Origin of the sequence: Lonsdalea britannica (assembly GCF_946477055.1) — a bacterium.
In the GTDB taxonomy this organism is placed as follows: Bacteria; Pseudomonadota; Gammaproteobacteria; order Enterobacterales; family Enterobacteriaceae; genus Lonsdalea; species Lonsdalea britannica_A.
Genome location: NZ_CAMKXG010000092.1, coordinates 1 through 12,092, shown reverse-complemented (window position 1 = coordinate 12,092; position 12,092 = coordinate 1). Strand labels below are relative to the sequence as shown.

Genomic DNA, 12,092 nt, shown 5'->3' with positions numbered 1-12,092 from the left:
ATAAGAGACAGATTAATTATTCTGCTGCTTATTTAAGCGTTAATGAATGGAAAGTGATGGTAATAAATCGGGGGGAGGTCAGGCAGGACGGTGCCTGGGCCTGTTTAATTGATGTGCTTGTGGTTGAAAATGAAAATCACATTTCTACCGAGGGTGTTTTATTCTTGCGTCAGATAGGCGTTCTGGTAATTAAAACTAAAAGTAAATAATATTCCTTGGCTTCGAACTGCGAAGTTTTTTTCATTTTAAAGTAAAGGGATTACACACCATGAATAATAAATTCAAATTAGCCGCAGCGGCTTTCGCGGTATCTCTGCTGGCGGGCTGTTCCTCTTATAATACCAGCCAGCCGACTGCAGGCCTGGAAGGCCGTGTTGAATCTTCCGTTAAAGCTGACATCACCGTGGGTGAAAAAATCAGTGGCGAAGCGTCTGCAAACGTCCTGTTCGGTGTTCTTAAATGGGGTGAAGGCGACAAATACATCGATGGCGTAAGCTACGGTGCCGGCGGCGCGCTGTCTTTCATGGACGCTTCTGCTTCCGTGAAATCTGCTGCAGCTTACAACGCAGTTAAAGCGTCTGGCGCAGATCTGATCGTCGCTCCGCGTTACGAAGTGACCACTAAAGACTACGGCGTGTTCAAACAGCTGCACGTGGTTGTTACCGGTTATAAAGGCACCATCGCCAGCGTTAAATAATAACGTTACCTGCTTGCCTGGCGCTCAGCGCCGGGCAGTTTTCCTCACAGAATATCTCACGACCTTCTCCCTCTGAACACACCTCAATATCCGCAAATATCCCCATGTCGCGCAACCCACCGGATGGCAGACAGTGACGCTGAAACTTCGCTATGAATAAAGTGAAGAGAAAAAGCACTGCCCCGTTTCCGGAGCAGTGACGGCCGAGCAAGAATTAGAAGTCTACGCTGGCGCGCAGTACCACTTCCCGGGGTTCGCCCACGGACACGCGCAGATTGCTGCCGCTGGAAGGGTAGTATGTTTTGTCGAACAGGTTTTTCACGTTCAGCTGCCATTTCACCGCATAGCCGTGGATAGGCAGGCTATAGGAAACGAAAGCATCGGCGACGGTGTAATCGTCCAGCGTGAAGCTGTTGGCGGCATCGCCCGCTCTGCGTCCGACGTAGCGCGCGCCTGCACCGACGCGCAGATTGTCTCCCGCATGCAGCCCAAGGTTGCCAAAGTCCTGCGTCAGGAACAGCGATGCGGTGTGACGTGCCGCGTTCGGCATCCGGTTGCCGTTGTTGTCCGGGTCGGAGGTAACGCGCGCATCCGTGTAGGCGTAGCTACCAATCAGACTGAGTGAATCGGTCAGCTTGCCTGCCATATCCAGTTCAACCCCTTGTGAACGCACTTTGCCCGCGGTGCGCGTGACGGTCTCACCGCCAACGTCTTCGCTGACCATCACGTTGCGTTTGTGAATGTCGAACAGCGCGATGTTGGCGGTGATGCGGTTAGGCAGATCCAGTTTGGCGCCAATTTCATAGGATTTGCCCAGTTCCGGCGGCAGCGCGCCGATCTGGGTGGCGATAGAGGTGTTCGGCTTGAAGGATTCGCTATAGCTGGCGTACAGAGAGGAGTAGGACGTCAGGTTATAAACGATACCGGCGCGCGGAACGAGACGGCCGTATGAGCCATCGGTGTTGGCGACGAACGGACGACCTTTACCGGACATGACGTCGAAGTGGTCGTAACGCAGTCCGCCTAACAGCATCCAGTTAGCGTTGAGACGGATGGCATCCTGCATGAACACGCCTGTGCTGTCGACGTTTTCACGCTGGTCGCTGTCCGCGGCGCTGACGGAAGTCGAGGCGGGCAGCAGTCCGTAGACCGGATTGTAGACGTTGAAGTTGGTAACGGCGGTGCCGCGGATCATATCGCCGCGGTAGGTCCGATCGGCTTCGTGGTCGACGCCGAAGAGCAGCTGATGGTTGGTCTGCCCCCAATCGATATCGCCGTTTAGCGTCAGCTGAACAGCCTGGGACTGACTATGCGCGTAACCGGTCGAGTCGGCCTGACGGGTCAGCGCGCCGGTCGTGGCGTTGTATTTGGTGGCGCGCGCCTGATTATCGTTGTAGCGGTTGCGGCTATAAGCATAGGTCAGGCTGGTTTTCCAGCGGTCGGACAGGTTGTGATCCGCCTGGAACGTCAGGGTGTCCTGATCGCCGCGAGTGGCGTTATAGCTTTCATCGAAACGGCGGTCGCGTGGGACATCGACCGGTTTGCCGGTACGGCTGTCAATGACCGTGCCGCGGTCAAAGGGCGTCAGGTATTCTTGATGCTCGTAAGCGACGCGTAAGGTGGTGTCCTCTCCGTACCACATCAGTGACGGTGCGAGGGTGGTTTGGCGGTTGCGGCCGAAATTGCGCCAGTAGTCGGTTTCGTCGTGATCGACGATCATGCGATAAGCGAGTCCGGAATCGCTTATCGGACCGGTGACGTCCAGCTGTCCGCCGCCGCCGTTAAAGCTGCTGTTCCAGCCTTCAATATGGGTTTTCTGCACCAATTCAGGTTTTTTGGTGATGACGTTAATCACGCCGCCGGGTTCGCCCATGCCGAACAGCATGGAGGCGGGTCCTTTCAGCACTTCGACACGCTCGCTGGTCGGCGTAAAGTTACGCGCCTGAATAGAACGCACGCCGTCATGGAAAATCGATCCGTCACGGTTATCCCCGAAGCCGCGCTTAATCAATGCATCCTGCGTTCCGCCCAGCGTGTTGGACTGGGTAATGCCGCTGACATTGTAGAGCGCTTCGTCGATGTTGGTCGCCGACCAGTCCTGCAGGACTTGCTGAGGGACGACGTTAACAGCCTGAGGCACGTCCAGCAGGCGACTTTCGGTACGCGTACCCGTTACCGTCTTGTGAGGCTGATAGCCGCTCTCCTTGGCGCTGGAGGGCGTTGTGTCGCGAGTCACGACCAGCGTCTCTTCCTGCGAGGGGGGTTGCGTCGCCGCCTGCGTGGTGAAAGGCATAACGGCCAACAACGGCCAACCTTTGCGCCATAAATGATTATTCATGTGATAACTGACTCCAATAGGTCCCTGAAAAATCGATCGGTAAAAATTGCTGATAGAGTTGTTGTAAGGTGTGTTGCGGGTCGATATCGCTAAACAGCGACGGGTAAAGCGCTTTGGCGAACATTTCCACCATCACGACGTGATAAGGGCTGAGGTAAAAGTTGTGCCACATACTCCAGGCTCTGCCGGATTGCACCGCCTCCAGATGCGAGAGTAACGGCTGTTGCAGCAGCAGCGTGCTGAAGCTGTCGCGGGCCTCCTCCGGCGTCACTTCTGGGCCAAGCATCAGGTTGGATAGGCGTTTCCCCTCCGGCCCGGCCATGCCGGTGGCGATATAGACGTCCGGTCTGGCGGCCAGCGCCTGTTCGGGGTTGAGCTCGCCGTACACGCCGTGGATGGTGCCTTTGGCGATGTTGTCACCGCCGGCGAAGTCGAGCAGTTCGCCCAGATTCCCGTTGACGGCGGTGGTGCAGCAGGTATCACGTCGACCCAGATGCAGGTGCAACATGACGGTGGTTTTTTTGCCCTGATAGCGGCTGATGCGGTCGCGGATAACGTCCATATGCCGCTGATAAAAGGCGCTGAACGCTGCGGCACGTTCGGGCCGGTTCAGCGCTTCGCCCAGCAGTTGAAGGCTGGGAAGGGTGTTTTTGAGCAGTTCGATGCGCAGATCGACGTAGATATAGGGAATACCGGCTTCCGTCAGAACTTGCTGCAAACGCTGTTCATTATCTGATCCTTTCGCCAGACGCGGCAGGATCACCAGATCGGGTTTGAGTGGGAGCAGGATTTCAGCGTTGATGGTGTTGAGATTGCCGTTGCCCAAAATAGGAATTTGGGCGATGGCCGGGAATTTTTGGGTGTATTTATGCCAGCTTTGGGCGTCGTAGCGCGCCAGATCGTTAGGCCAACCCACGATGCGCTGCGCCGGATTGCCGGGTTCCAGCAGCGCGAGCGTGTACAGCATACGGCTTTCGCCGAGCACGATGCGTTGGGGATTATCCGGAATGCTGACCTGGCGTCCCATGATGTCGGTGACGGTTTTCGCAGGAGACAGCGCACTGAACAGACTGCAAATCAGCAAAGCGATGTAAGGAAGTACCGGGCGCATGTAAATTATCCGTATCAATCAAGCAGCGAAAGATAATAATTATTATTGGGATTTTCAATACAGATAATGCAGGGGTATCGGGATAGAAATTAAAAACCTTTTATCTCAAAGACATTTAGCGTGTTTCGTAAATAAATAAAATGCGCTTTAGCACGTGAACAAGACAGGAAGGGAGGGGCGAATCTGGCGATAGCGTTCGTTTCGCGTTATACGAACCGAAACGCTATCGGCTCAATGCAGCACCCGCCGGTGGCCGGGAGATGAACCACCGGCCGTCGGCGAGCGTATTCAGGCGGCGTCTTTGCGATCGTGGCGTTCGTAGCCGCGCGCGAAATGACGCTCAAGGCGTGTTTGCAGTAATTCCAGCACCATCGACATCAGCCAGTAAATTGCGGCGGCGGAGGTCAGCATTTCCATGTAGTGATAGGTGCTTCGGCCGTAAGACTGCGCCAAAAAGTTCAATTCCCACAGTCCCATCAGAGAGACCAGCGACGAATCCTTGATCATGGAAATAAACTGCGAACCCGCGGGCGGGATAATGATGCGCAACGCCTGCGGCGTAATGACGTGCGTGATGATGGTCCAGCGTGATAGCCCCAGCGCCATGGCGGCTTCTTTCTGGCCGCGCGGCACCGACAACACGCCGCTGCGGATGGTTTCGGCCAGATAGGCGCCATAATTGAGCGACAACGCGATAATGCCTGAGGTGAAGGCCCCCATGACGATCCCAACCTGCGGCAAGGCGAGGTAGATGATGAGCACCTGCACCAGCAGCGGCGTACCGCGGAATAGCGAGACATAAAACGTGGCGCAGCCAAAGGCCAGTGCGCTTGAGGAGAGACGGCCCATCGCGGTGATCACGGCGAGCAGAATGCAGAACAGCATGGATATGACGGTGATGACGATACTGAGCACCGCGCCTTGAATAAAACCATCTGGCGACAGATGCAGCCCTAACATGGACGGCAGCTTTTGACGGATCAGGTCAGTGTCCAAATGCATGCTGGCAAACAGCCAGAAGAGCAGTCCGATCAGCAGTAGCCAGGTCAGCCCGGCACGAACGCGGAACCCTAAACGGTTATCCTGGCTTCGCGCCGGTGCGCGCATCTTATCGCGAGGCGAGGAAGACGGTGTTTGCTGAGTCATTATTGAGCAATCTCGGTGATGTCTTCGCCAAACCACTGCTGCGAGATGCGCGACATCGTCCCGTCGGCGCGCAGGGCGTTAAGGGTTTCCACCAGCTTTGCGGTCCATTCCGGGTCACCTTTATCGGTGGCGATCCAGTTGGGTTCGGAGTACAGCGTTGACACGATACGCAGCTGCGTCATGCGCGCCAGACGAGGCTTGGCGGTGATGCGGTCGGAAATCACGGCATCCAGACGTTTGCCGGGACCGAGCGCCAGATTCTGGAAGGCGATGGCCTCATCGGTCGGGATCGCTTGCACGCTTTGGAACGGGAAGCTGATCGGCTTTCCACCCGGGATCACGAGGCTTTTGTTGAGATAGCTTTCATAGCTGGAGCCAAGGCCCAATCCCACGCGTTTGTTGCTGAGGTCCGCCGCCGATTGAATCTGTTTTTCGTCTTTATGCACGATCAGCACGGCGTAGGTGCTGTAGTAAGGCGTGGCGAAATCGAGGACTTTTTCACGCTCGGGGTTCGGCGTCATGGAACAAACGCACAGGTCCCAGCGCCCCTGCCAGCGTCCGCCGACGATGGCTTCCCAACCTGGCGTCGCCAGCTGCAGTTTGACGCCCAGCTTCTGTGCGATGGCCTTAGCGACATCCACGTCAAAACCGACCAGCTGATTATTGTCATCGATGTAGCTGAACGGTGGATAGTCGTTGAACAGGACATTGCGCAGAACACCGGTCTGGTTGACCCGGTCGAGAGTAGTTCCGGCCTGAGAGGGGATGCTGGAGGCGCACATCGCCAACCCGAGCATCATCAATGTGAAAAGTTTTTTCATTTGTTTTCCCTATTAATCAGGATGCTAACTCTAAAATCCCTTTTACAGAATGGCGGCTCTCAGCGGAAAAAGCACGCTCAAAAGAGGTATCTTATAAATAGCAGGCGTGTCCTGTCAGCTATTACTCGCGCCGAATGACGACTCGCCGAACCTTGCGGCCCCGGCTTCAGGATCGTAAACGGGTAAAAAGCGGGGGAGAATACTCATGATAGGCCCCGTCGGCAAGTGCGTTCGGGGCAAAAGATGATTTAGTCGGCGGCGTAGCCGTGCGGCGGGATACGAATACCGTCCAGCCAGGCTTCGTTATCTTTCATTTTCAAACGACCTTCCAGCAACCAGTTGATCGCCAGCGGGTAGATGGTGTGCTCCTGCGTCTGCACTCTCGCCTTCACATCCTGCTCTTCGTCATCGTCGAAGATGGGGACGCGCGCTTGCAGTACGATCGGTCCACCGTCCAGCGCTTCAGTGACGAAATGCACCGAGGCGCCATGCAGCCGGTCGCGATTTTTCATCGCCTGACGGTGCGTATGCAGTCCGGGGTATTTCGGCAGAAGGGAAGGGTGAATGTTCAGTGTTTTTCCCTCGAATCGGGAAACGAACTCGGCGCTCAGTATGCGCATATAGCCCGCCAGTACGATGACGTCGGGCTGATACTTCTCTATTTCGTCCGCCAGCGCCGCGTCAAAAGCGACGCGGTCGACCTCTTCAGTCGGGGACAACACGTGCGTTGGAATATGAGCGTCCTGCGCACGGGTCAATCCCCCCGCTTCGGGATTGTTGCTGAAAACGGCGGCGATCTTGCCTTTGACGCGGTTGCGTTCACAGGCAGAGATCAGCGCTTGCAGGTTAGTTCCTTCACCCGAAATCAGCACAACGATATTTTTCATGCGTTAATAACCACGGTTTCTCCGGTATCGGTACGGTTAATGTTACCGATTTTCCAGGCTTTTTCACCGTTGGCGTTCAGTAAAGCGATTGCTTCTTCTACCTGCTCGACCGGCAGGGCGACGATCATCCCCACGCCGCAGTTGAAGGTGCGGTACATTTCATGGCGGCTGACGTTACCGGCTGTTTGCAGCCAGTTGAAGACAGACGGCCACTGCCAGCTGGACTCGTCGAGAGTCGCCTGCATGCCTTCCGGCAGGACGCGCGGAATATTTTCCCAGAAACCGCCGCCGGTCAGGTGGCAGATAGCGTGAGCATCCATTTTCTCAATCAGCGACAGGATGGATTTCACGTAGATTTTAGTCGGCGCCAGCAGGTGATCGGCCAACGGCTTGCCGTCCAGCTGTTCGGTTGCCGGATCGGTGTTGCTGAATTCCAAAATTTTGCGTACCAGCGAATAGCCATTGGAGTGCGGGCCGCTGGAGGCTAATGCGATCAGGGCGTCGCCTTCGCGTACTTTGCTGCCGTCGATGATTTCTGATTTTTCGACAACGCCGACGCAGAAACCAGCGACGTCATAATCTTCGCCGTGATACATCCCCGGCATTTCCGCCGTTTCGCCGCCGACCAGTGCGCAGCCGGACTGTTTACAGCCTTCGGCGATACCGGTAATAACGCTGGCGGCGGTGTCCACGTCCAGCTTGCCGGTGGCGTAATAGTCGAGGAAGAACAGCGGTTCGGCGCCAGCGACGACCAAATCATTGACGCACATGGCCACCAGGTCGATGCCGATAGTGTCATGACGTTTCAGGTCCATCGCCAGACGCAGTTTGGTGCCGACGCCATCGGTGCCAGAAACCAGCACCGGCTCGCGGTATTTTTGCGGCAGGGCGCACAGGGCGCCGAACCCTCCCAGACCTCCCATGACTTCCGGGCGTCGAGTTTGTTTCACTACGCCTTTAATTCGTCCCACCAATGCATTGCCTGCATCAATATCCACGCCTGCGTCTTTATAGCTGAGAGAGGTTTTATCGGTCACTGCGGAGTCCCCACGGAGGTTACGTTTGGTGATTGGAAAATGGAGCGGGGCAATTCTAACAGCGTAAGCAAACGTTTGCGAGCGGCGCGTACCGGCGGGGGCTTTTAGGAAATCAGGCGTCTAATTCCCCGGGCGGTTTGATCTGGATCACCCACGGTCGTATGTTCCCGCTTGTAAAAGCGGTATAATCCGGCGATTTTTTTGCCGTCCGTAGCCGAAGGGGAGAAGAAAAATGAAGATCGTAGAGGTTAAACACCCATTAGTCAGACACAAACTGGGCCTGTTGCGCGAGCAGGATATCAGCACCAAGCGTTTTCGTGAGCTGGCATCGGAAATCGGGAGCCTGCTGACGTATGTCGCCACGGCAGATTTGGTCATGGAGAAAGTCACCATCGAAGGGTGGTGCGGACCGGTTGAAATCGACCAGATCAAGGGCAAAAAAATTACGGTTGTGCCGATTTTGCGCGCCGGTCTGGGGATGATGGAAGGGGTACTGGAAAACCTGCCCAGCGCGCGCATCAGCGTGGTGGGGATGTACCGTGATGAAGAGACGCTGGAGCCGGTGCCATATTTCCAGAAACTGGCGTCCAATATCGACGAGCGTATGGCGTTGGTGGTTGATCCGATGCTGGCGACCGGCGGTTCCATGATCGCCACGATCGACCTGTTGAAGAAAGCTGGCTGCAAGCGTATCAAGCTGCTGGTGCTGGTTGCGGCCCCGGAAGGGATTGCCGCGCTGGAGAAAGCCCATCCGGATGTTGAGCTTTACACCGCATCCATCGATCAGGGGCTGAACGAACACGGATACATTATGCCGGGCCTAGGCGATGCCGGCGACAAGCTGTTCGGTACCAAATAAGCAGATACGATGAGCCGGCTGAAGAGCCGGTTTTTTTTGGGCTTATTTTCCGGGGCGCCGTCTGCGCCAGTAAGGCGGCGGTTCACCCGGAGAGACATTGTGTTCAAGCGGGGCGATTGCTCCGCTGATTGGTTTTTCAACACCTCAGAGAAAGGAATAACAAGATGACTCGTCGCGCCATCGGCGTTAGTGAACGGCCACCGTTGTTACAAACCCTCCCGTTGAGCCTGCAGCACCTGTTCGCCATGTTCGGCGCGACGGTGTTGGTTCCGATTCTGTTTAAAATCAATCCCGCCACCGTATTGCTGTTCAACGGTATCGGGACGTTGGTGTATCTGTTTATTTGCAAAGGAAAAATTCCGGCTTATCTGGGGTCCAGTTTCGCGTTTATCTCGCCGGTGCTGTTGCTGTTGCCGCTGGGCTATGAGCTGGCGTTGGGCGGATTCATTATTTGCGGCGTGCTGTTCTGTCTGGTGGCCCTGATGGTGAAAAAGATAGGGATCGGCTGGCTTTCGGTCATTTTTCCTCCCGCGGCGATGGGCGCGATTGTTGCGGTGATCGGTCTGGAGCTGGCCAGCGTGGCGGCTGGGATGGCGGGGCTGTTGCCTGCCGATGGCGCGAGCGTCGATACCCATGCCGTGATTGTGTCGCTGGCGACGCTGGCCGTCACCATTTTGGGATCGGTGATGTTTCGCGGCTTTCTGGCGATTATCCCTATTCTCGTCGGTGTGGTGGCGGGCTACGCGCTATCCTTCTTTATGGGTATGGTGGATTTGACGCCCATCGCTCAGGCGCACTGGTTTGCTCTGCCGACATTCTATACGCCGCGTTTTGAATGGTTTGCCGTGCTGTCCATTCTGCCGGCTGCGCTGGTGGTGATTGCCGAACACATCGGGCATTTGGTGGTCACGGCCAACATCGTCAAGAAAGATTTAATGCGTGATCCCGGACTGCATCGTTCACTGTTCGCTAACGGGATCTCCACCGTGTTTTCCGGCTGTTTCGGTTCCACGCCGAATACGACCTACGGCGAGAACATCGGCGTATTAGCGTTGACCAAGGTCTACAGCACCTGGGTGATCGGCGGTGCCGCGGTGCTGGCTATCCTGCTGTCCTGCGTCGGCAAGCTGGCGGCGGCGATTCAGGCGATTCCCGTGCCGGTGATGGGCGGTGTGTCGCTGCTGTTATATGGAGTGATTGCCGCATCGGGTATCCGGGTGCTGATTGAATCAAAGGTGAATTACGATAAAGCGCAGAACTTGATCCTGACGGCGGTCATTCTGATCATCGGAGTCAGCGGTGCGAAAGTGCATCTCGGCGCCGTCGAACTGAAGGGGATGGCGCTGGCGACGGTGGTGGGTATTTTCCTGAGCCTGCTGTTCCGCGTGATCTCCGCGCTGCGCAAGGAAGAAGTCGTGCTTGATCCGACCGATGAAGAAACGCGTTCATATTGATATCGTGATGACAGGCGTCGCCGTCGTTAGCCGACGGCGACGCCTGACCCCGGCGCCAGTTGCGCTGCCGGTTCAACAGGGGAAAGTTTCTGTGATAGACTTGCCCCGTTTTCCTGCCCGTTAGGTTTGAGGTGCTTCTGAACACGCCGGCACAGCTTTCATTACCGCTTTATTTACCGGATGACGAAACGTTTGACAGTTTCTATCCCGGAGAAAACGCTTCGCTGCTGGCGGCGCTTCATTCGGCATTGACTCAGCGGCACGGTAGCTACATCTATTTCTGGTCGCGCCACGGCGGGGGCCGGAGTCATCTGCTGCATGCGGCCTGCGCCGAACTCTCTCGTAAAGACGAAGCCGTCGGCTATGTGCCGTTGGATAAGCGCGCCTATTTTGTGCCTGAGGTGTTGGACGGGATGGAGCAGTTGGCGCTGGTCTGTATCGACAACATCGAAGCGATTGCGGGCGACGAAGCGTGGGAAATGGCGATGTTCAATCTCTATAACCGCATTCAGGAAGGCGGTCGCACGCGGCTGTTGATCACCGGCGATCGTCCGCCTCGTCAGCTTAATCTGCAACTGCCCGATCTGGCGTCCCGCTTGGACTGGGGGCAAATCTACCGCTTGCAGCCATTGTCCGACGACGAGAAAGGCGAAGCGTTACAGCTGCGGGCCAGACTGCGCGGATTTGAGCTGCCGGAAGACGTCAGCCGCTTCCTGCTGAAACGGCTGGATCGCGAAATGCGGACGCTGTTCGTCACGCTGGATCAGCTCGACCACGCGTCGATCGCAGCGCAGCGCAAGCTGACCATCCCTTTCGTCAAAGAGACCCTGGACCTCTAGCCTCCTTTATTTCTGCGGCAGGATCGCCAGTACGTTCTCCGGTGGCCGTCCGAGCCGCGCCTGACCGTCGACCACGACGATTGGGCGTTCAATCAATTTAGGATGGCTTGCCATCGCTTCAATCAGCTGAGCGTTGCTCAGCGTCTCGTCCGCCAGATGTAATTCCTTATAGAGCGTTTCACTGCGGCGCATCAGATCGCGCGCGTGGGTAAAGCCGAGCATCTGAAGGAGTTTACCCAGCGTATCGCTATCGGGCGGGGTATCCAGATAGCGGATGATCTGCGGTTCGATGCCCTGCTGCTGCAACAGAGCCAGCGTTTCACGGCTCTTGGAGCAGCGCGGGTTGTGATATATCACCACTCGGTCGTTCATTGCGTCATTACCTTGTGTCATCAGGATTTATCGTATTGCTGGAAGCGTTTTTGCAGCGTGCGCAACTGGTCGATGCGGGCATCGTAGCGCGCCTGATCCAGACTGCCGAGCTGGCTCTGGGCGCTGGCGTTGCTCAGCAGGCGGATGGCCTGATCGAGCTTGTCGTTCAGCGCCAGACTCTCAGCGCGAGCCGCCAGTTCTTCGCTGCGATTGCCCTGATCGGCCGCCGCATGGGCCAGCAGCTCCCAGCCGTTGGGATCGCTGGGATTTGCGTAGGTGTACTTGTGCAAAAGTCGGCTGGCGGCGGCGGCCTGATGGCCTTCCACATAGGCGTTCGCCAGATTGAGTTGCAGCACCGGATTGACCTGCGCCTCCGGGATTTTTTGCAGCCGGGCGATGGCCTGCGGTGCGCGCTGCTGACCAATATCAATATCGGTCATCAAATCCAGAAACCATGGGTCGGTGGGCGAGGTGTTGAGGAGAGGCTGGAGCGCCGCGCGCGCGTTGTCGTATTTCTTGGTCTGGTACGCC

At 56.5% G+C, this 12,092-nt stretch carries 13 protein-coding genes; 5 read left to right on the top strand and 8 right to left on the bottom strand.

Annotated elements, in window-relative coordinates:
• A partial coding sequence (locus Q7O77_RS08270) for a hypothetical protein (RefSeq protein ID WP_304165662.1) occupies positions 1 to 209 on the top strand: 209 nt, incomplete at its 5' end.
• Between the two features lie 59 nt (positions 210 to 268).
• Positions 269 to 697 (top strand): hypothetical protein, encoded by a 429-nt coding sequence (locus Q7O77_RS08265; RefSeq protein WP_085652097.1) that lies wholly within the window; start codon positions 269 to 271, stop codon positions 695 to 697.
• 214 nt (positions 698 to 911) lie between these two features.
• Here Q7O77_RS08265 and Q7O77_RS08260 read toward each other — a convergent pair whose 3' ends face one another.
• The 6 genes from Q7O77_RS08260 to purM form a co-directional block, all read right to left on the bottom strand.
• A complete protein-coding gene (locus Q7O77_RS08260; RefSeq protein ID WP_304165656.1) occupies positions 912 to 3,035 on the bottom strand; it encodes a TonB-dependent siderophore receptor in 2,124 nt (707 codons plus the stop codon).
• Positions 3,028 to 4,146 carry an ABC transporter substrate-binding protein gene (locus Q7O77_RS08255; protein WP_304165653.1) on the bottom strand — a complete coding sequence of 373 codons (1,119 nt, stop codon included), beginning with the start codon at positions 4,144 to 4,146 and terminating at the stop codon, positions 3,028 to 3,030. Before Q7O77_RS08255 ends, Q7O77_RS08260 begins: the two co-directional genes overlap by 8 nt.
• Before the next feature lie 288 nt (positions 4,147 to 4,434).
• Positions 4,435 to 5,253, bottom strand: coding sequence for an amino acid ABC transporter permease (locus Q7O77_RS08250; RefSeq protein ID WP_369696213.1), 819 nt, complete (start codon positions 5,251 to 5,253; stop codon positions 4,435 to 4,437).
• Positions 5,254 to 5,291: 38 nt separating this feature from the next.
• On the bottom strand, positions 5,292 to 6,113 hold the full coding sequence (locus tag Q7O77_RS08245; RefSeq protein WP_304165649.1) for a transporter substrate-binding domain-containing protein: 822 nt from the start codon (positions 6,111 to 6,113) through the stop codon (positions 5,292 to 5,294).
• A gap of 248 nt (positions 6,114 to 6,361) precedes the next feature.
• Entirely contained in the window at positions 6,362 to 7,000 is a 639-nt protein-coding gene (gene purN, locus Q7O77_RS08240) for a phosphoribosylglycinamide formyltransferase (RefSeq protein ID WP_304165646.1), read from the bottom strand.
• Entirely contained in the window at positions 6,997 to 8,037 is a 1,041-nt protein-coding gene (gene purM, locus Q7O77_RS08235) for a phosphoribosylformylglycinamidine cyclo-ligase (RefSeq protein WP_094117649.1), read from the bottom strand. Before purM ends, purN begins: the two co-directional genes overlap by 4 nt.
• A 232-nt stretch (positions 8,038 to 8,269) precedes the next feature.
• Here purM and upp point away from each other — a divergent pair, with 232 nt between their 5' ends.
• The 3 genes from upp (at position 8,270) to hda (ending at position 11,189) form a co-directional block, all read left to right on the top strand.
• Positions 8,270 to 8,896 carry a uracil phosphoribosyltransferase gene (gene upp, locus Q7O77_RS08230; protein WP_085652104.1) on the top strand — a complete coding sequence of 209 codons (627 nt, stop codon included), beginning with the start codon at positions 8,270 to 8,272 and terminating at the stop codon, positions 8,894 to 8,896.
• 164 nt (positions 8,897 to 9,060) lie between these two features.
• Positions 9,061 to 10,350, top strand: a complete 1,290-nt coding sequence (uraA, locus tag Q7O77_RS08225) for a uracil permease (RefSeq protein WP_304165642.1) — start codon at positions 9,061 to 9,063, stop codon at positions 10,348 to 10,350.
• Between the two features lie 131 nt (positions 10,351 to 10,481).
• Entirely contained in the window at positions 10,482 to 11,189 is a 708-nt protein-coding gene (gene hda, locus Q7O77_RS08220; RefSeq protein WP_304165639.1) for a DnaA inactivator Hda, read from the top strand.
• A 6-nt stretch (positions 11,190 to 11,195) separates the two neighbouring features.
• On the opposite strand, the gene arsC is transcribed toward hda, so the two are convergent.
• Both arsC and Q7O77_RS08210 read right to left on the bottom strand, forming a co-directional pair.
• Positions 11,196 to 11,561 (bottom strand): arsenate reductase (glutaredoxin), encoded by a 366-nt coding sequence (arsC, locus tag Q7O77_RS08215; protein WP_304165636.1) that lies wholly within the window; start codon positions 11,559 to 11,561, stop codon positions 11,196 to 11,198.
• Between the two features lie 20 nt (positions 11,562 to 11,581).
• Positions 11,582 to 12,092, bottom strand: a 511-nt coding sequence (locus Q7O77_RS08210) for a M48 family metallopeptidase (RefSeq protein ID WP_304165633.1), incomplete at its 5' end; no start/stop codon positions are given.